The organism is Pedobacter sp. WC2501 (assembly GCF_052682415.1).
In genome coordinates, this window is record NZ_JBQZFI010000001.1 from 2,528,256 (window position 1) to 2,551,932 (window position 23,677).

Consider the following 23,677-nt stretch of genomic DNA (forward strand, 5'->3'; position numbering starts at 1 on the left):
TTTTACGGATTAATATCTAAATTAAACCTCCGTCGCAATTCGTCCAGCTTTGGATTTTTGTTTACGAGGTAATCATACTTTTCGCGATTTCCGTAGAGCCTGTTTTCGATCTTGCGCTCCATTAACTTATAAGTAACCTCAACGCCAAAGTTTCTAAGCTCGTTCCGTAAAAAATTTAAAAGTTCAACAGACTCTTGTTGTACAAGATGCTCCTGCGTTTTACTCTCTACCGAAATCTCGATTAGCTGAGGACTTAAAAGTGTAGGGGCAAAATTGTTTAGGATGGTAAAAAGATTAATCCGGTCAGTGGCCTTCATCTTTTGAGTAAAGGCATTCCAAACTTCCAGTAAACGATCGTAACTGAAGGGTTCTCTGGCATCGCCCGTAACTTTTTTGGGTCCGTCATCATCATCTCCCTTGGCTACACGTTCCAAATCATTTAACGAAGGGATGAGTGTACTGATTGCGTTTGCCTTTGGAATATTAATACTTATGGAAGTTGCAGATGGTGGCGGACCAACCCGTGGACTTTCCTTTGGCTTTTCTGCTACTGGTATGCTAGTCGAAACAGGAGTATTAACAACAGGTGCAACAGCATGAGCGGTATTTTCAACCTCACCTTTAGGCTTTGGGCTTTCAGCTGGCTCAGCTACGACATTAGTTTTTTTTTTATCCTGATCTACGTCAGTTGCTGTGTTATTAGGGCTTAAAGGCTGTTGAGCTAGATTGACGACCGACCTGATGTGGCACATTTTAATCAGTGCCAACTCTACCTGCAAACGCTGGTTTTTAGAATTCTTGTAATTCAGATCGCAGGTATTGGCCAAATTTAATGCCGTTAATAAAAACGATAATTCTGTTTGCCTGCACTGATCAAGGTACTTTTGTTTGATATTTTCACTCACCTCCAACAATTTAATGGTAGCAGCATCTTTACCTACTAATAGGTTCCGGAAGTGACTGGCCAAACCATTGATAAAGTTGTTGCCATCAAAACCATTGTTCAGAATTTCATCGAACAGGAGCAGGGTTTGGCTAACTTCTGCCGCGGTTAGGTAAGAAGTTAGTTTGAAAAAGTAATCGTAATCTAAAATGTTAAGGTTGTCGATTACTGCTTTATAAGTGATGTTCTTATTGGCATAACTCGCAATCTGATCAAACATCGAAAGCGCATCACGCAAACCACCATCTGCTTTTTGAGCAATAATATGCAAACCATCACTTTCGAAAGAAATATTTTCGCGTTGGGCAATGGTTGACAGGTGACTGGCAATATCTTCTACCTGGATACGGTTGAAATCAAAAATCTGACAACGCGATAAAATGGTTGGCAGGATTTTATGTTTTTCGGTGGTGGCCAAGATAAAAATAGCATAAGAAGGCGGTTCTTCCAATGTTTTCAGAAAGGCATTAAATGCACTCTGAGATAACATGTGAACCTCATCAATGATATATATCTTATATTTTCCTGCTTGTGGTGGTATTCGAACCTGCTCAATTAAGCTACGAATATCATCAACAGAGTTATTTGAAGCCGCATCTAATTCGTGAACATTAAAGGAATGTCCGTTCTGGAAAGAAAGACAATTGTCGCATTGACCACAAGCTTCCATATCTGCTGTAGGATTGGTACAGTTAATGGTTTTGGCAAGGATACGCGCACAGGTTGTTTTACCCACCCCACGCGGCCCGCAAAATAAAAATGCCTGGGCAAGCTGATTGTTTTTGATGGCGTTTTTTAACGTACCGGTAATATGCTGCTGGCCAACAACAGTTTCGAAGGTGGCTGGGCGGTATTTACGGGCAGAAACGATAAAATTTTCCATCGGCACGAAAATAGGAATTTTTTATCAGTTGGAATGTGGTCAAATTGGAATGTTGAAAAGTTGTAATGTAATAAGACCGGAGGCTTAATTTTGAGGTTAAAGGAACAAAATTATTTATTGTAGTTGTAAAATAACTTATATCTTTCTTCAAACCTGTCAAAACTGCCAAAAGTTAGTTCAATCGATTTTTCGGTATCGTAGCCTTGAGTGTTTAGTTTTATTATTTTTTTAAGCAGGTCTGTTCTTTTCGATTTTATAAAAAAGTAGATCACACTGTAAGCCGTATTGTAGTTGTCGTCTACATCATGTCCGTAAAATGAACCGCTATATATTTTAAAGAAATTTTTTAACCTTTCGCTGTCTTTCGAATCTATTCCTGCTTTTATGCTTTTAATTCTTCCGCTTTGCGGGTAAGCATATAAATTCCCCTCGCTGTCAAAATCCAGCGTTTCGAAAAACTCTGCTAATCCTTCATTTAACCATTTGGGCGAATTTTTAAAATTAAACTGAAAAATACTATGACTGGCCTCATGGAGCGCTACCGAAATGAAATCGCTGCTCTTGTATACAAATGACTCGTTAATTGCAGCAATATAAAATCCTGCACTATTTATTGGTGCGCTATATGTTTTTTGCGCTAACCGGTAATCTTTACTTTTTCCATAGAGGTTTATTTTTACCGGGGCAGTAATGTTTTCTCTTGTCTCAAAAATTTCGTTGCAGAACATGCGTTCGTACGCAATCAGTTTCTCTATTTTCTTTTGCTCGTTGTCGTTTATTTTGCAATTAACCAAATTAAGGTCAACGTATTGGGCATAGAGTGAAAAACTGATCAGGTTAGCAAATATTGAAAATATTAATAGGAAAGGCTTGTTCATATCTTAAAACTTATTCTAATATATTATTTAATCACCGACTTCAATTCATTTCTATATTCTGAAGCACTTTTGCCCGTAAACTCTTTAAATAATTTATTGAAATGGCTAAAGTTGTTAAAGCCACTTTCGTAAGAAATATTGGCAATGCTGATGGGCTTCTCGGCCAGAAGCTTTGATGCATGCACTACACGATATTCATTTACAAAATGTGTAAAGGTTTTTTTTGTAATTTTTTTAAAATAGCGGCAAAAGGAAGGAACCGTCATGCTCGACATTTCTGCCACATGCTGCAAACTGATCTGTTCCTGAAAATGGTCTTTCACATAGTTGAAAATCATATTAATGCGGTCGTTATCCTGCACCTGCATTTCCATCGAAAATCCGTCAGCGTTTAAGATTTTATAATCTTTCGCGTGTTCAAGTTCCTTTAATACGCTCAGTAAAGTTAAAAGCCTTTCAAAAGGCGGCTGATCGTCCATCATTTCTATTTTGCCGCCAACGGCCCGCATGGTTTCACTACCGAAGGCAATTCCGGCCTTTGATTTGTCAAATAATTCGTGGATGCCTTTGATTTCCTGCAGACCTAAAAAGATGTCGCCCAAAAAATCGGGCTTCATCTGGATAACAGTTTCGTTTTTGTTTCCGGTATTGGTATCGGTAAAACCACAATGGGGAAGATTGCTGCCAATGAGGATGAGGTCACCTTCGGTATAATAGGACACATGACTACCGATCTGCCTTTTGCCGGCTCCACCGTTAACAAAAACCATTTCAATTTCAGGATGGTAATGCCAAAGGTGCGCCATATTGTTGGCGTTCTCTACATATTTTGAATAATAAAATGAACTTCCAAAAGAAGGCTCAACAACTTCAAAACTTGGCTTCATGTTTTGCTAAATTATTGTTCTAAAATACATAAAAAATATGCTTTATTATGGGTTTTGTTAAAATATCGCGTAATTAAGGGTAATATAGCATAGATATTGGCAAATATGCAATCACCTATCTTTCAGATGCCTCCGTACCTTAGTAGTATCATATAATGATTAAGTCTAAAAAATATTGGTTATGAAAAAGTTCTTAAAAATCGGTTTAATAGCAGCGTTATTTTTTACTGCTACGGGTGTACACGCTAACGATGATGATTTTACTTTAAAAGTAAAAGGTGAAAAGGAAAAATTTATCCGTTTCTCTGTAGATAAAGCAGAAAATGTTAATTTATCACTCATTGATGCATATGATGAAGTTTTATTTGAAGAAAACATCCATGCTTCAGCTGCCTCTAGCAAAGTTTATGATCTGAATGAGCTTCCTGATGGAAAATATACGCTTAAAGTAGAGTCGGATGTAAAAGTTGCAAAATATAGTGTGGTAATCAAAAACGGCGAAGCGCTTGTTTCTGAACCTAAAGTTTCTAACCTGTTTAAACCTGTTTATACTAAAAAAGATCAGGTAATTACGCTTAACCTTGAAAACCTGGAGAATAGTCCGGTGGAAGTTAAAGTGTATAACGAATACAACGATGTGGTCTATAGTGAGGTATTCAAAGATAAATCGCAACTGGTAAAGAAATTCAATATCGGTAGAACAGATTCTAAAGAATTAACTTTCGTGGTGAAGTTCAAAGAAGAGAGTTTTGTTAAAACGATAGAAACATATTAAACATTTTACAGCTAATTGATATGGGGAGATTGTCGGATAGATAGTCTCCCTTTTTTGTTTTTGAGATTAGATGTGAGATATGCGACTTGAGATTTGAGTCGCTAAGGATTGTGAGGGGGAGGTGTGTTATGGCCACTTTTCTATTTTTCATTTTGTCCTGTAACTTTTTCTTTCTTAATTGCTTGCGATTCTTCTTTTTTTCTTATTAATCATTTGATTTTAAGAAATATATTGTTACTTTTGCATCCCCGTAATACACCTCGGGATTAAAAAATTAAAAACATAATTTATAACAATGAATCAGTACGAAACTGTTATCGTTCTAACCCCGTTGTTATCTGAAGAGGCTGCGAAAGAGGCATTAGCTAAATTCAAAGCAGTTCTGACTGATAACGGAGCCGAAATTATCCAGGAAGATAATTGGGGTTTGAGAAAATTAGCGTATCCAATTGAAAAAAAATCAAATGGATTCTTCAACTTAACTGAATACAAAGCTTCAGGAGATTTGATCGCAAAATTAGAGCTTCAATTAAAACGCGATGAGCGTGTGTTACGTTTTTTAACTATCCGTTTAGACAAACACGCTGTTGCTTACAATGAGAAAAAGCGTAGTGGTGCTTTTAACAAAAAAACTAAGGAGGTTGCAGCGTAATGGCAAGAGAACAAATACAATACGTAACAGCCCCTAAAGTAGAGGATAACCGTAAAAAATATTGCCGTTTTAAGAAAAACGGAATTAAATACATCGATTACAAGGATGCAAACTTCTTGTTGAAATTTATTAACGATCAAGGTAAATTATTACCACGCCGTTTAACCGGTACTTCGTTAAAATTCCAACGTAAAGTGGCTCAGGCTGTTAAACGCGCCCGTCATATCGGTTTGTTACCTTTCGTTGCTGATCAATTAAAATAGGAGGCTAGAGATATGGAAATTATTTTAAAACAAGATATTAAAGGCCTTGGCGAGAAAGATGATGTAGTTACAGTAAAGCCAGGTTATGGCCGTAACTATTTAATCCCTCAAGGATTTGGCGCTTTGGCTACTTCTTCTGCTAAAAAAGTTTTAGCTGAAAATTTAAAGCAAGCTGCTTTTAAACAAGATAAAATTAAGAAAGATGCTGAAGGTGTTGCTGAACGTTTAACTGATGTTAAACTTTCAATCGGTGCTAAAGCAGGCGAAAGCGGAAAAATCTTTGGAGCGGTTAACACGATCCAGATTGCTGAAGCATTAAAAGCACAAGGCTTTGATGTAGACCGTCGTCGTATTACTTTCGAAACTGAACCTAAATTTGTTGGCGAATATGTTGCTAACTTAAACTTACACAAAGAAGTTAAAGTTCAGGTTCCTTTTGAAGTAATTGCTGAATAAGCATTCTTTAAAGAATCAATAAAAAGTCCCGATGAAAATCGGGACTTTTTTTATGGAAAATGGATAAGGTAAGAGGGGTGATTTACAGAGACTGATTTGTTAACCATTCAGCATATTGTGCTATGCGCGTTCCAAGATAGTAAGGAAGGTTTAGCAACAGGTATGGCTTGCCTGCCGGAGTAATTGTTTTTTCTAATCTAAATTCACCTCCATATACCCTAATCGCAAAAGGATGCGTTGATGCATCTATAAATTGATGAAGTGATCTTAAACTGCCTGTGCCACCCGATTTGATTTCAATTGGTATCACCATTTTTTTATAGGCATAAATTAAATCAACTTCTGCATCAGACTGTTTTTTTTCTCTTACCCAAAAATTGGGCTTGTGAGAAGATATGCGCTCAATTGATATCAGTTCTTGGGTAAATAAATGTGGAATAACAGCACCTTTATAAGCTGAACTTAAATCGTCTAAGGCGAGCATTTCTCCTTGAATGCCCAATGAATAGTTGATTAATCCTGTATCTAAAAATTGTAGTCTAGGTGATTTTTTTAAATCAGGAATAATCGGAACCTCCGTATTTGTAGATGGATATATTAACCGGATAATTTTTGCATCATCTAATATCCTAAAAGCCTCTCCAACCTCTCTGGATTTATAATTCGAATTGCCGAAACCTTGAAAAATAACACGCTCATCCAGAAAAAGATGGGCAGTACCCATAATGTGATTAATCGTTCTTCTCGCTGTATCGTTTTGGGTGTATTTTTCTATATCATTTTTGTAGGTTGCCCAAATGCTTTCGTAAACGATAGGCAGATCAGAGAGGTTATGTTCTTCCAGATCAGTTTTTATTATTTCTGGCATGCCTCCAATAATGGCATATCTATGAAAGGCTTTTAATAATAATTTATGGGCAACGGCTTTTACAGGTGTTTGAAGCAGATATTTTAACAGATCATCTTTTTGGTTAGCTTGAAGGTATTCTTGAAAATTTAAAGGATATAAGTATAAAAATTCGACCCTGCCAACCGGAAAACTTTTTACTTTTTGTAATACGAACTCCAGAAGGGAACCTGCACTGATTACATGCAGTTCAGGAATTTCTTCGTAAAAATACCTTAGCATTTGTATAGCTTTCGCACTTTCCTGAATTTCATCAACAAAGAGCAAAGTTTCAGCTATTTTATCCGATTGAATCCCATGTCCCAGTAATAATGCTTCAACAATGCTTTGTACATCGTCAAAATCGTCAAAATATTGACGGTGTGCAGGTTTCTCAAGATTAAGAAAAATAGCATTTGAGTAGCTTTTTGCAAAGCTTTTTATCAGTGTTGTTTTTCCCACCTGACGTGCCCCTCGAATAATCAGAGGTTTCCTTTTTTTACTATTTTTCCATTGATTTAAGTTTTCCTCAATAGATCGTTTAAATGCCATTTTGATTATTTTGTAACAAAGTCAACCCAAATTTATATATTTTTTGTAACAAAGTCAGGGCATTTATATTTTTGTTTGTAACAAAGTCAACTCAAATTTATGCGTTTTTTGTAACAAAGTCAGGGCATATTTTAATATCAAATAATAATTCCTAATATAAAATAGGCTAACATGACATTAAATCAGCAAAGTCTACGGGAAACAATTAACGCTTCCCGCAGTAAAAAATAAGAATAATTTATTCATGTCGTAGAATTAACTACATCATCCATCCTTACTATCCTTTTGGCGCTGTTGGTCTGATTTCCACTTTGCTTGGTAGTGTTCTCGCTGGCATGGCTAATAAATCAACAATCAATTTGCCCATATCTTCGGGTTGGATTTTCCAGGCATCATCTTCAGCATTCGGCTGATGATCGTTGAAATGGCTCGCTACCGATCCTGGCATAATGGTACTTACCTTTACGCCATATTTTCTTAAATCGAGCATAACCGATTGGGTAAAGCCTGTTAAGCCGAATTTACTGGCATTATAAGCCGATCCTCCGGCAAAAAAGTTCGTGCCTGCCAAACTGGAAATGGTAAAGATATGTCCCTTTGTTTTTTTGATCTCCTCTACCGAGGCTTTAATGCTGTAAAAAACACCTGTTAAATTGGTATCAATGGTTTCTTTCCATAAATTAATATCCAATTCATCAACCGGTGCAAAATGACCAACACCAGCATTGGCAATGAGTACATCCAATTGTCCCCATTTTTCGAGTATCAGATTTATAGCATCCTGTTGAGATTTAAAATCCACAACATCTGCTTCAATGGCCAATACATCACCATGTGCTACCAGCTGAGATGCAGCCTGGTTTGCACTGTCTATTGTCCTACTGGTAATGGCTACTTTATAGCCTTCTTTTAAAAGTGATTCGGCAATGCCGAAACCAATTCCTTTGCTTCCGCCTGTAATTAATGCAACTTTCATGTTGTTGTAACGTATGATATCGTAAAATGTTTAATTAGATTTTTTCTTATTGTGCTGAGGAAGTTCCATGATCTGGATATCTTTAAAATCTACCGGCTGTCCTTCACTTTGTAAAGCAATAAAACCCTGAGTAAGGGCTTTTCCATCAACCTTAATTTTCGGATCGTAACGGTTAGCTACCCCGCCACCTATCTGTGGTTTGCTGTACTGCAGTACGGTATCGCCGTTTATAATATGCGTTACAAGCGAATCGCCCATAACAATCAATTCGGCAGATACCCATTGGTCGCCATCGTATGTTTTTGATTTAGAGTCCAGGCAATGTCCATCATATAATTTACCTTGATAAAAAATATCTGTACCTGGCGAACACATATTTCCTGTAGGGCGTGGACGGCCATCACTCAAGCCACCTAAAAACTGCATCTCAATTGAAATTGGCCAATCCTGCTCCTTAGGCATTGTTTTCGGATCCTGAGAATGGAACATCACACCGCTATTGCGCAGGGTGTAACTTGGTGCTCCTTTTTGCAGTTCGCCAACAAAGCGATATTTTAGTTTTAAGTGATAATAAGAAAATGGTGTTTTATAATAAAGATGGCCGAACTGATCATTGAAATCGCCATATTGGTGATATCGAACCTGTATTGTCCCATCTTCAACCCTAAAGGTATTTCCGTAATTTACATTGTAATCGTGGTGATGGATTTTAACATTCCAGTCTTTAATATCTTTCCCGTTAAAAAGTGTAATCCACTTTTCTGATTGGTTATTGATGTTCTTGCTTGTACTACAGCCCCACAGTGTTACAGCAATAAAAAGATAGCCTAGTTTTTTCATTTGGTTAATTCTGTTTGCGCTATTTTTAAAATGTGAATCACAAAATACGTAAACAAACTGATTTTAATGCAGGTTAAGGGTTTACCACAGGAATTTTGCATTTGGTTTTTGCGATGGCTAAAAACTTTTCGCATCATTCCAGTCCTCTGCATTTCCCAACTTCAGTCTCTTTAATTACCTTTGAGCCATGGCCAAAACCCGGACAACCAAAGCTAAAAGCAAGGCAAAACATCCTCTTTTAAAAAAGATTGCCAATATTTTTACAAAAGTATTTTTATATTTCTTGTTGGTTTCGGTGTTTTGGGTGATCGCGCTGCGTTTTATCAATCCACCTATTACCCTTTTAATGGTACTGCGCAATATTGAGCGTAAAGCAGATGGGAAACCTTTTAAAACGGAAAAAAAATGGGTTAAGTTTGATGATATCTCTGATAATATGAAGAGGGCCGCCGTATCTGCTGAAGATCAGCTCTTTTTAACACATATTGGTTTTGATATGAAAGCCATTGAAAAAGCTTTTGCCAGTAATGCCAAAGGAAAAAAGGTGAAAGGCGGGAGTACCATTTCGCAACAAACTGCTAAAAATGTTTTCCTGTGGCCTGGCCGATCGTGGATAAGAAAAGGTTTTGAAGCGTATTTTACTTTACTTATAGAACTGTTTTGGAGCAAAGAAAGAATATTGGAAGTTTACTTAAACGTAATTGAAATGGGCGATGGGATTTATGGTGCCGAGGCTGCTGCACAGGAATATTATGGTAAATCCTGCACAAAACTAACCAAGAAACAAGCCGCTTTAATTGCTTCGTGTTTTCCAAACCCCAGAAGGTGGACACCCAAAAATGCAACCCCATACATCAGGCACCGCCAATACCTGATCTTAAGAAATATGAACAGGTTAGGGCCGCTGGATTTTTAATGATAGAATTGTGAAGGATTGAATGAGAGAATGATCGAATTTGAATGAAAAGTATAAACACATTTAATCATTCGAAACTCTCTCATTCAATGATTAGTCGTGATCCTTATTCCACCTGATTTTTATTCCACCTTTTTCGTCATCAATGGCTTTTAAGTGCAATACGATTCCACGCATACGGGCTTCTCTTTTTTCTGATCTGGTTAGGTTTTCATCTCCTTTCGGATTTCTCAGTGGAATATCCATCTCTACATTTGTACCACTTCCTAAAGCGTAAGTGCCTTTTACGTTAAAGTTTAAAGCACTGGAGTTTACCTGCATTGGACTGATTTCTACTTTGTCGCCGCGCACATTTAGTGTTCCATCAAGGTTTTTGATTTCTACGTTTGACAAGTTCCTGTTCGCAAAAGCAAATTTTCCAACCTTAACCATCGGATCGAAATTAACCAGTGCGGCATTGTTCAGATTGAACACCACTTTACCATTTATCGATCGAGGAAGAATTTTTCCAGTGTGCGATATTTTTCCGGAAATGTTAGCCAACGCTGATAAATAACCTTTTAAATTTTTATTGGTAATGGTATTCTGTCCGAAATTATCAAAGGAATAAAAGAAATCTTTCACACTTACATGGCTGATCTTTGAGCTGATCTTAAAACTATTTGAAGCCGTTTCCTGCATAATATTTCCGTTTAGCGCTAACTGACCGCCTGCATGAGCCACGCTTATTTTATTGAAAAATATACCCCCGCCCCGCAAAGAAATGTCGGCATCAAGGTTTTTGGCCAGAAAATTATCATAAATGGCTTTATCAACGGTTAAACGGATATTCATTTTAGAAAGTTCCAGCACATTGCTCAACTCTTTGGAAACCACTTGTTTATTTCCATTCGATTTTTTCTTTGCTGTTCTTGGTCCTAAGAAAGGTAAAAATTCTTTTAGGTAGAGTTGAGGACTCGACATTTTTAAGTTCACCAATATTTTTTCGGGAGCAGTATAATACAAGTTGGCAAAATTGGCGATGCTACAGCTTACATTAAGTTCGCTTTTGCCCAATTGGAAATGCCCGTTCTGGATCGATAAATCGTTCTGGTTAAAATTGATGTTTAAGGCACTTTTTACCAGGTGGAGCTTTCTTGGAATGTAAAGAATGTCTGCATCGGCAATCTGTATTTTACCCGAAACAACTGGTTTAGTGAAACTGAAATTATCAATATCAGCCTTGCAGTATAACCTTAAATTGGCCGTACCGTTTTTAAAATCAAAATCGTTCGTGCCTATTGAATTGTTTAAATTGGATAGGGGGAACTGCGAGGTTACCAATCCGGTGGCAATTGGACGAGCTAAATTATTTACCGTGAATGTATCGATCTTAAGCGGCGCATTAAAATATTTCGCAGTAAGTTTGTGGAACTTGATAGATGAGTTTTCATCACCAATAATACCACCAACGGTATCCTGGTTGGTAAAGGAACCATCAAAATTACAAGCCGTTAATTTACCTGCCGGGATAGAAACTACATTATCTCTCACCGTTATGCCTACTTTAATCAATGGATCTCCATATTTGCCTGATCCGTCATCAACAATATTTCCCCTGATATTGATTGGTTTTTCTATCCCGAACTTTAAGAGTTTGGAGGAGATATTGGGCGATAGGAGTAAAGCAACATCTCTGAATAAAATATCATCAACAGCAATGCTAATAGCAAAAGCAGATCTATCTAATTCTATTTTAGCACCTATTTTAAAAGGATGGCCACCAATTTTTAAGATTTCGGGATTTAGTATCACTGCGTCAAGATCCCGGCTGTAACGGGCGTTTAAGGTTCCTTCCAGGGTTTTGTCTTTCAAAAAGCTACCTTTTCGTGTATTGAAGGCGAAACTGTTTACCTTAGTCATTAACTTGATTTTACCTGTCCAGCCGCTATCAGGGTACTCCATTCTGCCCTGGATCTGATCGATGTCGAAATTGAATAACTTAAACCTTTTCTTATTGTCTAATATTAAACTTACCTTATTAAAATCAATCTTTTTAACTTCTAGAGCGGAAGACTTTGATGACGATTTTTCATCAGTTTTAGGTTTACTTTTAAAAATACTGGTGTTGCTATAGCCTGTAGAATCGGTGTAGATGTAAATAGATGCATTGTTAATGGCAATCCTTTTAATATTGATATTGCCCACAATAAGCGAAAGTACATTTAGCGATACATCTATATCCTGCGCTTTTAAAAGATCGTGTTTGTGTTGGTTCCATAAACTATCTCTCAGCAAAACGCCATTTAAGGATACTGAAACCCCCGGAAAACTTTTTAGCAGCGTTGGCTCCATGCTGGTGGCCGTAATCTGCCCATTTAAATTTTTATTCAGTTGCGAGAGGATAGAAGCCAGCACTTCTTTCTTGTTGCGACTAATGTAAAACGCACCCGCCAGCCAGGTTAATATAATCAGTACAACTAAAACAGATACGATTTTTAAAGAAATTTTGAGCCAGCGCTTCATACACATTATTTGATTTAACAATATAATGTTTTTTGTTAGCTAATTGTTTGGCTGACAGTAAAAAATAGCTGCAACAGCAATAGGTCTTGTGAATCAGTTAGCCTAAAAGAGATTCCAGATCAGGGTGGTACTGTGAGGTTAGGAAATGTGTAATCGTAAAATCAGCCAAACGGTGTTTATAAAAGGGGTCCTCCATCAGGATTTTTTTCAATTCAGCCTCATCTTTAGCCAGGGCCAAAATGATTCCACCGGTTCGGGGCACCTTTCTGCCCGAAGCTACAAAAATATTTTTTTTATAGTATTTCTTTAAATATTGAACATGCGCTTCCATATGCGCATCTAACTCGGTTAGCGGAACAATATATTTAAGATCTACGATGAACACAGGCTTAAAGTAAATGTGCAAAAACGGTAGAATGCCAGCTGTTTTGAAAAGGGACTTCCCACTTAGATTCAAGTTCAGCCAGGTTTTGAACCATATTGTTAAATACAATCGTTTCTGTGGTTACCTGCTTTATATTTACCAGGGTTTCAAAATCTTCCTTGCTGTTTACCACAACTTCTCCATTTACTTTATAGGCAATGTTGAAACGGTTAAAAAGGTCTATATGATACTCCTGTTCAATTTCTTTAATTAAACGAACAGAGCTATCAATAGAACAACCGGTAACACCAGCCTGACTTTCATCTACTGTTAGGATAATAAAAAAGCCATAACGGATTTCTGCTTTTGCAAGCAATTCATTTCCGTGTGCTTTCCACTGGTTAGTAAAAGCTGCCAACTTGTTTAAGATCTCAGTTTCTTCAGTAGAAGTAAATTTGCGATCGCTTTGGTATATCCAAACTCTTGATTGTGGAGAAAAACTCATATACAAATTTATGATTTTAATTAAATTGGTATGATTAAAACGCTAACCTGATGAAAAAGTTTACACTGTGCTTGAAAATATCCCTTCTTTCGGCTTTTTGTATGTTTTTATGTGCTTTTTCAGACCCCGAATCTATGGAGCAGTATGCCCTTTATCTTCATAAAACGCTTACCGATCATTATGACAGCAGCCAGGAAAGTGATCAGGTAAAACGTTATGAGCTAAATGTTACTAACAATGGTTTTTGCCGTTACAAGCGGTATTTTAATAACGGTAAAACGGAGTATTTCGCATTTAAGTTATCGAAATTTAAAGATATGGACTATTATGGTACAACCGCTTCGGGTAAATTATATATCCATACCAAGGGAGATGACGTAATTGTGCAGACCTATAAAGACAGGGGAGGCGATGTAGACTCAATGGCTACCCAGCTGGTGATTCCGTTAAAAAATATGGAGGCTGAAGATTTAAACCTGATCCGCGATAATTTGAATAAAATTAATGCAGGGGTTTCAATTTCGCAGAAGCTTTAGGTGAGAAATTAACCTATTAAATAAGTGTATGATTTTTTGGAGCGCATTGTCATTCGCTTTTTTTAAGTTAGTCCTGCTCTCCGCTTTATCCCGATGAAAAATCGGGGATGCCGCTCCGATCAGGGCTACAAACTCGGGTCTGTGCACAGAAAACCGACATAGTAGCAGAAAACTACCCCAACTAAACCTGATCGAACGAATGCCATTTTTCATGGCAGAAGGTAGAGCAGGAAGAAATTAAGCTATGGATACTGCTATTGCTTTCCTAAAAATCATCCTAAAGGGTAATTTATTTTATGAAAATCAATATAAATCACAGGAGAGAGAAGATTAACCTCTAAGTCACAAGAACACAAAGTTTAGTGCCTTTGTGATATAGCGGCCAAAAAACTGAACTATAAAGATACATATAACCTCAATGCCTTATATGCTCTTACATGCCTTATATGGTGAAAAACTATGATAAAAGTAAGACCCTGAACCAAGTTCAGGATGACGGACTGAGAGTGCGAGCATCATCCGATAGTTATCGGATGACGATCTTTCTATTGGAATCTGTCATTTATAACTTGTAGAAGGGGCTGTTTAGTTACAGATTTAACTGTTTTCGACAGGCTTAACATGACAGATCGAATAGCAATTTACGTCTAGATAAAGCTTTTTATGAAGTGAATCTAAAACGATTGTTAAAGGCCGTTTGCCCTTGCTGTAATCTCAGCAATATCTAATACCTTAACTTCCTGTTCTTTATCTTTTAATTTAATGCCATCACTCAGCATTGTCATACAAAACGGGCAGCCCGCTGCAATAAATTGTGGATTGGTTTCAAGCGCTTCGTCAATACGTTCAACATTAATGTCTTTATTTCCTTTTTCGGGTTCTTTAAACATCTGTGCACCACCGGCACCGCAGCATAAGCCATTGCTTTTGCAACGTTTCATTTCTACCAGTTGAGCATCTAAAACTTCTAATGCTTTTCTTGGAGCCTCATAAATTCCGTTTCCGCGGCCTAAATAACAAGGATCGTGATAAGTGATTTTTTTGCCTTTAAAACTTTCTCCGCCTTCAGCTTTTAACTTACCCTCGTTAATTAAATCCTGGATCAATTGCGTATGGTGGATGACTTCGTAAGTGCCGCCCAGACCCGGATACTCATTTTTAATGGTATTAAAGCAATGTGGACAGCCGGTCACGATTTTTTTAATGTTGTAAGCATTCAAAACTTCGATATTGGTCATGGCCTGCATCTGGAAGAGAAACTCGTTTCCAGCCCTTTTAGCGGGATCGCCGGTGCAGCTTTCTTCGGTCCCCAATACCGCATATTTTATACCTACATGATGTAAAATCTTGCAGATATCGCGGGTAATTTTCTGCGCTCTTTCATCGTAACTTCCGGCACAGCCCACCCAAAATAATATTTCCGGTTCTTCACCTGCGGCCACTAACTCGGCCATTGTAGGGACTTTAAATTCCATTTGTCTATTTTCTAGTATCGAGTATCAAGTATCGGGACCTGATGAAATTAATTATTTTAATTCAATGTCAACTGCTAACTTTCTTGTGCCCAGTTAAAACGATCGGCTGGAGAGTATTTCCATGGTGCCTGGTTATTCTCAATATTGCCCAACATCGCATTAATGCTTCCAGGTGCCTGCGATTCTTCCATCACTGCAAAACGGCGGAGCTCCATAATAATCTGTAATGGATCAATGTTTACCGGACAAGCCTCTACGCAGGCGTTACAGCTGGTACAGGCCCAGATCTCCTCTCTGCTGATGTAATCGTCTAACAACGATTTCCCATCCTGATGTTCTGCACCATGTTTATCAATATTCTGGCCCACTTCGGTAATGCGGTCGCGGGTATCCATCATAATTTTCCGTGGCGATAAAAGTTTACCTGTAATATTTGCCGGGCATACTGAAGTACATCTTCCGCATTCGGTACAGGTATAAGCATTCATCAGGTTTACCCAGCTTAAGTCGGTTGCATCTTTTGCGCCAAATTTACCAGGTTCGGTTTCTGCCGGAACAAAAGAAGGATCGAGCATTGCTTTTACCTCATTGGTAACCGAGGCCATATTGGTAAATTCACCTTTAGGCTCCAGATTAGAAAAATAGGTGTTCGGAAAGGCGAAAAGAATATGGAAATGTTTCGAATAAGGCAGGTAATTTAAAAAAGCCAGAATACCTATAATATGAAACCACCAGCAGCTGCGTTCAACGATTACCAAGGCACGTTCTGTTGAAGGAAGGATATTCATTAAATATTGACTCACCGGAAAAGCACCTGCATTTACATAGTGTTTTGCACCTAAAAGCTGGAGTTTAGCATCGGCTGCGTTCATGAGCAGGAAAGCGCTCATTAATAAAATCTCGGTGATGAGGATATAGTTCGCATCAGATTTCGGCCAGCTTTTCATTTCTACGCCACTAAAGCGTTTAAGTTTGAGGATGTTCCTGCGTACCAGAAAAATAGCGCACGAAACCCAAACGGTAAAAGCCAGAATTTCAAAAGAGCCGATCAGGAAATTATATAAACCACCCAAGCCATTAAAAATGCGGTGTGTGCCGAACAAACCATCGATCATGATTTCCAACACTTCGATATTGATGATTACGAAGCCTATGTAAACAAAAAAGTGGAGGAAGGCAGGGATAGGGCGAACAACCATTTTAGATTGACCAAAAGCCACCCGAAGCATCGTCATTAATCTTTTTTGCGGTTGATCTTGTCGATTTACCGGTTTGCCTAAACGGATATTGCGAATTATTTTACGCAGGTTAACTGTAAACAGCGCAATTGCTGCAAGTGTAAGTACTAGAAAAAGGATCTGTGCCACCATGCAAAATTAGATTGTTATGCTAAATTAGGATATTAATCTCAAAAAAATACTATGCATGCATAAAAAAAATAATAAAATTGTTTGTTTGTACTCATTCTAAGCAAGTATTAAGGCCTTTATTAAAAATAGTGAAAAATTAATTAATTGATAATCAGTGTAGCAATGAAATAATCGAAAAAAAATTTTGCTTTTGAAAAAAGAACACTACATTTGCAATCCCAAACGGATGGTGCCATAGCTCAGTCGGTAGAGCAAAGGACTGAAAATCCTTGTGTCCCTGGTTCGAATCCAGGTGGCACCACTTCCAAAAGCCTTTCAGAAATGAGAGGCTTTTTTGGTTTATGGCATTCTTAAATTGTCCTGGTTTATTTATTTGCAGAGATTAGCATAGTATTCTATTTGTTGACCACCTAAGCCACCTTAGATCATCTAAGTTTATACTATACTTTTAAGGTTGTTTTGAGTTTCTTAATCATAGCATCTTATATTTCACATAAATGTTAAGTATTTTAGCATTTTTGCATCATGCAGAAATCTACAGATGATATTATAACCCCGAGGCTAATCCTTCGTTTAATGAATAAGGAAATGATATCTAATTTCCTGGAAAATGATTTAGAAGGGGCGGCGCTTTTACTGAAAGCTAACATTCCTGCAGAAATGTTGGATCATCCAGGTAGTTTGCGATATGGTTTAAAGCAATTTGAAGATCCAGATTACTTGCCATGGTCGGCAAGGGCAATTATATTAGCTGACGAAGATCGAATGATAGGATTGGTGAGGTTCCATAGTAAGCCAAATCCTGAATATTTAAAAGAATATGCTACAAACGCGGTTGAATTAGGCTATCGGATTATTAAAGACTCCCGGAAAAACGGTTATGCAACAGAAGCTGTTACGGCTGTAATGAACTGGGCAAACGTAAATTTTGGAGTTGAAAATTTTATAGCCAGTGTTTCGCCGGAAAATAAGGATTCGCTTAAACTTATTTCTAGTTTAGGATTTAAAAAGATTAGTGAGGTAATGGATGATATAGATGGCCTGGAGTATGTTTTTCTAAGGAATATTATTGACCATTTATAGTGATATGTTTTTTTGATTACTTTAAGTCGCCTGAGTGCGTGATATAAAATAAAAATATTTTTTCTGTGCATCTTCTTGCTTATCAAAAAGATGAGGCTTTAAGGTCTTGTTTTGATAAAAAAAACTGAAATCCTTTTTTGGAATTGAGAAAAAGAACACTACATTTGCAATCCCAAACGGATGGTGCCATAGCTCAGTCGGTAGAGCAAAGGACTGAAAATCCTTGTGTCCCTGGTTCGAATCCAGGTGGCACCACTTCCAAAAGCCTTTCAGAAATGAAAGGCTTTTTTGGTTTATAAGTATTTCTAATTTTGATTAACATTTTTATACCCTTTCGGGTATTTTTTTTGTTTATTTATTATTTTTTGTACCCTAAAGGGTATTATTTTCTTGATAAAATGACTATATTGTACCCGAAAGGTATGGAATATGGATCCAATAGTAACATTTATACGCGCATCAAGGAAAAAAAATGGATTATCTCAGGAAGACCTTGCATTTAAGGCTGGGGTTGGGTTGCGCTTTCTCCGCGAATTGGAAAGAGGTAAGCCGACCGTTCAGCTTGATAAAGTGAACGATGTTTTGAAAATGTTCGGAAAGCAGCTTGGTGTAATCGATAAAGAACCAGATCATGATCAATAAGGCAAAAATTTTTTATAGTGACCAATTAGCCGGTTATCTCGAAAAGAACGATAACGGATATAGTTACATTTATGATATGGCTTATTTAAAAAGTATGTATCCAAAACCGATAAGCCAAACATTGCCTTTAAGTGAATATCCTTACAACAGCCGTACTCTTTTTTCTTTTTTTGATGGACTTATCCCTGAAGGATGGCTTTTGAACCTTGCGCTCGCCCATTGGAAGATCAAAGGAACAGACCGATTTGAATTATTGGTTACACTTTGCAGGGATACTATAGGTGCAGTAACAGTTTTGCCGATGGAGGAGGAAAATGGCTAATTGTTTTTTTTGTTATAAAGCGCTGGAAGGAATACAGGATTATCATGTAACCTGTTGTAAAAAGTTCTTCGGAACAGATCAGTTACCTGAGCTAAAACTTGATCAGCGGCTGTTAGATGATCTGGCTGAGGAAACTGTCAATAAGCGGATTGCAGTAACGGGGGTTCAACCTAAATTGTCGCTGGATCTGGAAAATACAGGCACGGGTAAAAGATTGACAATAGTAGGGCTTTGGGGCAAATACATATTAAAGCCTCAGCATTCTGCAATGGCATTTATGCCGGAAGTAGAGGATCTGACTATGCATTTGGCTGCATTATTCAAAATAAAAACCTGTGAACATACTTTGATACCCGTATCAGACGGGAAGCTTGCCTATGTAGCCAAAAGATTCGACAGGGTAGGGAAAACAAAAATACATATGGAAGATTTTTGTCAGCTTGGCGGCTTTCAAACCGAGCAGAAATACGACAGTTCCTATGAGCGTTGCGGTAAATTGATCAATCTTTATTGTACGAACAAAGGACTGGATGTACTCAATTATTTTGAAATCCTCCTTTTTTCTTTCCTGAGCGGAAATAACGACATGCACATGAAAAATTTTTCTATTCTTTATTCAGGAGACCAGATTAAGCTATCTCCTGCGTACGACCTAATTAATAGCGCTTTGGTTTTTCCTTCCGATAAAGATGATACGGCATTGCTCTTAAGCGGTCGTAAAGTAAATATTAAATTGAAAGATTTTGAAAATCTGGCAGTCGTCCTCGGGCTTAGTGGTAAAGTATTTGAAAGGGTAATTGATAAATTTACCAAACGGTCAGATCAGGTTTTCAATATGATAGACAGTTCTTTCCTTTCGTTAGCGTATAAGGAAAGATATAAAATGATCTGGACAGAGCGGATTAGCCGGTTAAAAGGCTTATAGCCGTTTAAAGAAATCACAAAAAAGCCTCCGTTTTAAAAGAGGCTCGTTCGCTTTTATGTTTCTACATGATAATCTTGTTTCTCCGCTATCTCTTTAACCTTATCCAGTGCTTTAGGCCATGTTTTTTCGAAATAATCTCTCCATTCATCGCTAATGCCCATATCAATAACGAGTTCTGTCTTACCATCTCTTTCATTGAGGGTATAGTTCTCAAGTGTTTCGCCCCAATTCCCGCTGTAGTCTTCCTTGCCGTCTTTTATCTCACCAAGGTGTTTGATAGACATATACTGGTTTGGGATACTGTCTTGAATCACAGCTACCATTCCATCTCCGTTTTCGCCGAGAAACAGGGCCTTGCTTCCTTTTTTCCAGTCGGTTTCTACACGAGAGCCTTCCATAAAAGCAGCTGTCCACTTAGGGTAGGTTTCTACGCCAAACAGCGCATTCCAAACTTTTTCTGCTGTGGTGTTAATTGTGGTTTTAAATTCGATCTTTTCCATAGTTCTTGGTTTAAATCAGATAATTAGTATAACAAATTTGCACAGGATTTGATTGACTTAAGCGGTGCAAAGGCGACAATTTGTGGGGGCATAAGGACTAATAGTAAAACACCGTTTAGCAGATATTGTTAAAAATTGCTAAATATCTAAATGAAAAGTAATTTAATCGGTAGATTTACGTAATTCACCAATATATTCATGAGTGTGCAATTTTGAGTTAAATTTAGTTTGTTGGCAGATAAAGTTTATCTCTGAACAACTTAACGATTGCCTTATACGTATATAGAGATAACATTATTATAATTCCAATGAGAAATAAGAAATTCTTTTACCTGGTAGCGCTAGGTTTTTTAAGCTTTGGGGTTATTACCGGCTGTAAAAAGAGCAATACTACGCCTGATGAGCCTATAACCCCACCAGTTGTTACCACGGCTAGCGGAACACGGGATGAATTGACTAAAGATTCTATCTTTTTATATGGCAAGGAGCTTTATTATTGGAATACTTCGCTACCCACTTATGAGGTGTTTAAACCACGTGGATTTAGTTCGAATGAAGCGGAACTATATGCTATGACACAATATTCTTTAGATCCGGCAACGGGAAAGCCATATGAATATGGAAGCACTCCCGGCGAACCTAAATATTCGTTTTTCGACTATACTGCAGCTACTACAGGTAAAACAGGAGCGCTTAAGGCAGATGTAAATGGCTCGGCCAATGATTATGGTTTTTCTGTTCAATATAATGATACTACAGATTTAAGGGTGAAATATGTTTATCCTAACTCTCCTGCAGCCTTGCAGGGTTTAACACGCGGTTGCAGGATAACGAGTGTAAACGGAAGAACAGAACTGACCTACCCTGGTGCAGTTAGTTTTTTAAATAATGCCATTTTTGGTGCTAATGCAACGGTGACTTTAGCTTTTAATGATATAGGCGGTAACCCTAAAACAGCTGTTGTATCCAGTAGCTTTTATAGTGTTAATCCGATCTTATTTACCAATGTTTATACGGTTGGTGCAAAGAAAGTTGGTTACATTGTTTTTAATAGTTTTACCAATAATGCTTCTGCGGCTATAAATACAGCGTTCGCTAATTTTGCTACGCAAGGGGTGAGTGAATTAATTATTGATTTGCGTTATAACGGCGGAGGCTATGTTTCAACAGCTACACAAATCATCAATTTAGCGGCGCCAGCAGGGGAAACCGGTAATACGATGTTCACTTCTTATTATAATAACTACCTGCAGTCGATTACTACTCCCCAGCGTAAAGCCTCCGTTCTGGCACACCAGCCGCTGTTGGATGATGAGGGTAAACTACAGACCTTTACCACTGGTGTGAATGGTAAGTATGCTACGTATGCAGATTTAGATTATTCGCCTTCAGCTGCCGATAATATAGAGAAATTTGCAAAGTCCGGTTCATTATCTTTAAACCGCATATATTTTATTGTAACTGGATCAACAGCCTCGGCAAGCGAGTTAACCATTAACAGTTTAAAACCAGTAATGGATGTGAAACTGATTGGTACAACAACTTACGGTAAACCAGTTGGTTTCTTTCCGATCAGAATAGATAAGGTGGATATGTACATTCCAGAATTTGAAACTAAAAATAAACTTGGCGTTGGCGGCTACTATTCTGGCCTAACGGTAGATAAACAATCGGCAGAAGATTTAACCAAAGCCTGGGGTGATGAAACAGAAACATTGTTGGCCAACGCTCTTTCATACGCCAAAAACGGGACTTTTATAACTACACCTGCAAAAACAGCTAGTTTAAGTACAACGACAACAGCAATGCCATCAAAATTATCGGTGACACAACTAAGGGCATTAGATGAAAAGTTAGATCCAAAAGGATTTAAAGGCATGGTGATGACGCCGGATAAGAAATTTTAATAAAAGCTAATAACGAAAATGCCCGCTTAACATATTTAGTTAAGCGGGCATTTTTATTTGTGACGGTATTTACAATAATATTTTACTGCTGATATCTTTATTAATGGTGATATACCCTGGATATTTAACAGGTGTATTGCCCAGCATAAAGGTTGGTTTTATTTTTATGGTTAATAAACCTAGTTTTTCATCTTTTGACGATGATCCTTTCTGAGCCGCTTTGATAATATCGTTAAATACATTACCATTAGATATTAACCCGTAAATATTGCTCGCCAATTGTACCGGAACGGTAACCGTTTGGCCTTGTGCAATACTTACATTTTGATTAACGATGCCTTCCGCTAAATCGGTATTATTAACCAATATTTTATATTCGAACTGGTTTATCGCGGCTAAATTGCCCGATGGATTGGTTATCTCTAAATTCAGATTGGCCCTAAGCGGAATATCTTTTCTAAGCAAACCCAATGCAACCCCAGGCAAACTGGTTAAGCTAAAGCTTTGCTGATCCATTAACTTTTTAACATCTGTGCCTGCAATCGATACCTGTTGTACACCTGTAATTTTATAGGTGCAATCTTCAAGTGCTTTTATCTGCTGTGCCTGCCTGTTTACTCCACATCCAAAAATGCTTATGGTAAACAGGAAAAGCAATAGTTTTTCTTTCATGTTATTCATAACGCCAAAATAGTAAAACTATTTCAGCTGTAATATGCGTTTAACCAAAATTAACTAAGCACTTGGTGTAGCGGTTTCGATATCATCGCGTTTATCGTCGCTATCAGTTTTCTCTTCTTCGTCAGGTTTCTCCGCAGTATCTGCTTCTTCATCCTGATCATTCAATTTTTTCTCATCCTTAACTTCCTCGGTTTTTAATGCCTCACTTGGTTTTTCGGTTTCCTTTTCTGTTGAAGGCGTTACGGTTTCTATTTCCAGCTGTACATCATCTGTTGGTTTTGGATGATTTGTGCCTGATGTTGTTCCTGTTTTATTTTCTTCGTTTTCCATGGTATAAATCTGTTTTAATACTTTATAAATGAAATTAGAAGGCATTTTGTTTGCTTTTATTAAAAAGCCACTACTCATTTTTTAACTTTGCATAAAATTATAATAATATGGCCATCACCATCAGGAAGATAACTGCACAAGATAACACTGCTACCGCTTCAATGATCAGGACGATTTTAAGAGAATTTAAAATAGACAAGCCCGGTACTGTTTATACCGATCCTACAACCGATGAGCTGTCTACAGTTTTCGAACATCCGCAATCTGCTTATTGGTTGGCCGAAGAGTATGGGGTTATTATTGGTGGCTGTGGTATTTATCCAACAGAAGGCTTGCCAGATGGTTGTGTTGAGCTGGTTAAATTGTATACCTCCGCATCTTCGCGCGGGAAAGGTATTGGCAAAATGCTTATGGAAAAAAGCATAGAATCAGCCCAACACTTTGGTTATAATGAGGTGTATTTAGAATCGTTCCCTGAGCTTACCACAGCAATCAGTATGTATGAAAAAGCAGGATTTAAAAAACTCGCTGCTCCATTGGGTAATTCGGGCCATTTTGCCTGTAATGTTTGGATGCTGCTGGTTTTATAGATGGTTAATTGTTGAAACTGACTAATCGGTCAACT

The 23,677-nt window shown here is 37.6% G+C and carries 26 protein-coding genes and 2 tRNA genes; 14 read left to right on the top strand and 14 right to left on the bottom strand.

The features are described from left to right. Positions 1-2 precede the first annotated feature (2 nt). The 3 genes from ACUN24_RS10775 to ACUN24_RS10785 all read right to left on the bottom strand — a co-directional run bounded on the left by ACUN24_RS10775 (position 3) and on the right by ACUN24_RS10785 (position 3,591). Positions 3-1,826 (bottom strand): DNA polymerase III subunit gamma/tau, encoded by a 1,824-nt coding sequence (locus tag ACUN24_RS10775; RefSeq protein ID WP_445562498.1) that lies wholly within the window; start codon positions 1,824-1,826, stop codon positions 3-5. A 110-nt stretch (positions 1,827-1,936) separates the two neighbouring features. Then, positions 1,937-2,704, bottom strand: coding sequence for a DUF1570 domain-containing protein (locus tag ACUN24_RS10780; protein WP_445562499.1), 768 nt, complete (start codon positions 2,702-2,704; stop codon positions 1,937-1,939). Between the two features lie 23 nt (positions 2,705-2,727). Then, a complete protein-coding gene (locus ACUN24_RS10785) occupies positions 2,728-3,591 on the bottom strand; it encodes an AraC family transcriptional regulator (protein WP_445562500.1) in 864 nt (287 codons plus the stop codon). 181 nt (positions 3,592-3,772) lie between these two features. On the opposite strand from ACUN24_RS10785, the gene ACUN24_RS10790 reads away from it, so the two are divergent. From ACUN24_RS10790 to rplI, 4 genes are all read left to right on the top strand, one after another. After that, positions 3,773-4,366: a hypothetical protein gene (locus tag ACUN24_RS10790; RefSeq protein ID WP_445562501.1), complete on the top strand. Its 594-nt coding sequence runs from the start codon at positions 3,773-3,775 to the stop codon at positions 4,364-4,366. A gap of 295 nt (positions 4,367-4,661) precedes the next feature. Then, on the top strand, positions 4,662-5,018 hold the full coding sequence (gene rpsF / locus ACUN24_RS10795) for a 30S ribosomal protein S6 (protein WP_029283098.1): 357 nt from the start codon (positions 4,662-4,664) through the stop codon (positions 5,016-5,018). Continuing rightward, the gene (gene rpsR, locus ACUN24_RS10800) at positions 5,018-5,281 is read left to right on the top strand and encodes a 30S ribosomal protein S18 (RefSeq protein WP_010599582.1); all 264 of its coding nucleotides are present in this window, start codon (positions 5,018-5,020) and stop codon (positions 5,279-5,281) included. Before rpsF ends, rpsR begins: the two co-directional genes overlap by 1 nt. 12 nt (positions 5,282-5,293) lie before the next feature. After that, positions 5,294-5,737, top strand: a complete 444-nt coding sequence (rplI, locus tag ACUN24_RS10805; RefSeq protein WP_025144599.1) for a 50S ribosomal protein L9 — start codon at positions 5,294-5,296, stop codon at positions 5,735-5,737. 82 nt (positions 5,738-5,819) lie between these two features. On the opposite strand, the gene ACUN24_RS10810 is transcribed toward rplI, so the two are convergent. The 3 genes from ACUN24_RS10810 to ACUN24_RS10820 form a co-directional block, all read right to left on the bottom strand. Next, positions 5,820-7,175, bottom strand: a complete 1,356-nt coding sequence (locus ACUN24_RS10810) for an ATP-binding protein (RefSeq protein ID WP_445562502.1) — start codon at positions 7,173-7,175, stop codon at positions 5,820-5,822. 277 nt (positions 7,176-7,452) lie between these two features. Beyond that, positions 7,453-8,151 carry an SDR family oxidoreductase gene (locus ACUN24_RS10815; protein ID WP_445562503.1) on the bottom strand — a complete coding sequence of 233 codons (699 nt, stop codon included), beginning with the start codon at positions 8,149-8,151 and terminating at the stop codon, positions 7,453-7,455. 30 nt (positions 8,152-8,181) lie between these two features. Further along, positions 8,182-8,991 (bottom strand): 3-keto-disaccharide hydrolase, encoded by an 810-nt coding sequence (locus ACUN24_RS10820; protein ID WP_445562504.1) that lies wholly within the window; start codon positions 8,989-8,991, stop codon positions 8,182-8,184. Positions 8,992-9,178: 187 nt separating this feature from the next. On the opposite strand from ACUN24_RS10820, the gene mtgA reads away from it, so the two are divergent. Beyond that, entirely contained in the window at positions 9,179-9,907 is a 729-nt protein-coding gene (gene mtgA / locus ACUN24_RS10825; protein WP_445562505.1) for a monofunctional biosynthetic peptidoglycan transglycosylase, read from the top strand. Positions 9,908-10,000: 93 nt separating this feature from the next. Here mtgA and ACUN24_RS10830 read toward each other — a convergent pair whose 3' ends face one another. From ACUN24_RS10830 to ACUN24_RS10840, 3 genes are all read right to left on the bottom strand, one after another. Further along, complete coding sequence (locus tag ACUN24_RS10830) at positions 10,001-12,412, bottom strand: AsmA family protein (RefSeq protein WP_445562506.1); 2,412 nt, start codon at positions 12,410-12,412, stop codon at positions 10,001-10,003. A 97-nt stretch (positions 12,413-12,509) separates the two neighbouring features. Next, positions 12,510-12,797, bottom strand: a complete 288-nt coding sequence (locus ACUN24_RS10835; RefSeq protein WP_138820569.1) for a YciI family protein — start codon at positions 12,795-12,797, stop codon at positions 12,510-12,512. A 4-nt stretch (positions 12,798-12,801) separates the two neighbouring features. Continuing rightward, positions 12,802-13,281: an ABC transporter ATPase gene (locus ACUN24_RS10840; RefSeq protein ID WP_445562507.1), complete on the bottom strand. Its 480-nt coding sequence runs from the start codon at positions 13,279-13,281 to the stop codon at positions 12,802-12,804. A gap of 50 nt (positions 13,282-13,331) precedes the next feature. Here ACUN24_RS10840 and ACUN24_RS10845 point away from each other — a divergent pair, with 50 nt between their 5' ends. Beyond that, positions 13,332-13,817, top strand: a complete 486-nt coding sequence (locus ACUN24_RS10845) for a hypothetical protein (RefSeq protein ID WP_445562508.1) — start codon at positions 13,332-13,334, stop codon at positions 13,815-13,817. Positions 13,818-14,503: 686 nt separating this feature from the next. Here ACUN24_RS10845 and ACUN24_RS10850 read toward each other — a convergent pair. Then, the gene (locus ACUN24_RS10850) at positions 14,504-15,292 is read right to left on the bottom strand and encodes a (Fe-S)-binding protein (RefSeq protein WP_132395021.1); all 789 of its coding nucleotides are present in this window, start codon (positions 15,290-15,292) and stop codon (positions 14,504-14,506) included. 74 nt (positions 15,293-15,366) lie between these two features. Further along, positions 15,367-16,662, bottom strand: a complete 1,296-nt coding sequence (locus ACUN24_RS10855) for a 4Fe-4S dicluster domain-containing protein (protein WP_445562509.1) — start codon at positions 16,660-16,662, stop codon at positions 15,367-15,369. 228 nt (positions 16,663-16,890) lie between these two features. Here ACUN24_RS10855 and ACUN24_RS10860 point away from each other — a divergent pair. The 6 genes from ACUN24_RS10860 to ACUN24_RS10885 all read left to right on the top strand — a co-directional run bounded on the left by ACUN24_RS10860 (position 16,891) and on the right by ACUN24_RS10885 (position 19,634). Beyond that, positions 16,891-16,963, top strand: a tRNA-Phe gene (locus ACUN24_RS10860). A 275-nt stretch (positions 16,964-17,238) separates the two neighbouring features. Then, positions 17,239-17,745, top strand: a complete 507-nt coding sequence (locus ACUN24_RS10865; RefSeq protein WP_445562510.1) for a GNAT family N-acetyltransferase — start codon at positions 17,239-17,241, stop codon at positions 17,743-17,745. 182 nt (positions 17,746-17,927) lie between these two features. After that, positions 17,928-18,000, top strand: a tRNA-Phe gene (locus ACUN24_RS10870). Positions 18,001-18,174: 174 nt separating this feature from the next. Continuing rightward, positions 18,175-18,387, top strand: a complete 213-nt coding sequence (locus ACUN24_RS10875; RefSeq protein ID WP_445562511.1) for a helix-turn-helix transcriptional regulator — start codon at positions 18,175-18,177, stop codon at positions 18,385-18,387. Beyond that, positions 18,377-18,709 (top strand): HipA N-terminal domain-containing protein, encoded by a 333-nt coding sequence (locus ACUN24_RS10880; protein ID WP_445562512.1) that lies wholly within the window; start codon positions 18,377-18,379, stop codon positions 18,707-18,709. Before ACUN24_RS10875 ends, ACUN24_RS10880 begins: the two co-directional genes overlap by 11 nt. Further along, a complete protein-coding gene (locus ACUN24_RS10885; protein WP_445562513.1) occupies positions 18,702-19,634 on the top strand; it encodes a HipA domain-containing protein in 933 nt (310 codons plus the stop codon). Before ACUN24_RS10880 ends, ACUN24_RS10885 begins: the two co-directional genes overlap by 8 nt. A gap of 53 nt (positions 19,635-19,687) precedes the next feature. Here the strand turns inward: ACUN24_RS10885 and ACUN24_RS10890 are convergent, their stop codons facing one another. Continuing rightward, a complete protein-coding gene (locus tag ACUN24_RS10890; RefSeq protein WP_445562514.1) occupies positions 19,688-20,134 on the bottom strand; it encodes an SRPBCC family protein in 447 nt (148 codons plus the stop codon). Between the two features lie 308 nt (positions 20,135-20,442). Between ACUN24_RS10890 and ACUN24_RS10895 the strand changes: the two genes are divergently transcribed. Next, on the top strand, positions 20,443-22,041 hold the full coding sequence (locus ACUN24_RS10895) for a S41 family peptidase (RefSeq protein ID WP_445562515.1): 1,599 nt from the start codon (positions 20,443-20,445) through the stop codon (positions 22,039-22,041). Between the two features lie 69 nt (positions 22,042-22,110). Here ACUN24_RS10895 and ACUN24_RS10900 read toward each other — a convergent pair whose 3' ends face one another. Both ACUN24_RS10900 and ACUN24_RS10905 read right to left on the bottom strand, forming a co-directional pair. Further along, positions 22,111-22,713: a hypothetical protein gene (locus tag ACUN24_RS10900; RefSeq protein ID WP_445562516.1), complete on the bottom strand. Its 603-nt coding sequence runs from the start codon at positions 22,711-22,713 to the stop codon at positions 22,111-22,113. A 63-nt stretch (positions 22,714-22,776) separates the two neighbouring features. Then, the gene (locus tag ACUN24_RS10905) at positions 22,777-23,130 is read right to left on the bottom strand and encodes a hypothetical protein (protein WP_445562517.1); all 354 of its coding nucleotides are present in this window, start codon (positions 23,128-23,130) and stop codon (positions 22,777-22,779) included. Between the two features lie 29 nt (positions 23,131-23,159). Between ACUN24_RS10905 and ACUN24_RS10910 the strand changes: the two genes are divergently transcribed. Continuing rightward, entirely contained in the window at positions 23,160-23,642 is a 483-nt protein-coding gene (locus tag ACUN24_RS10910; protein WP_445562518.1) for a GNAT family N-acetyltransferase, read from the top strand. The last annotated feature ends 35 nt before the right edge of the window (positions 23,643-23,677 follow it).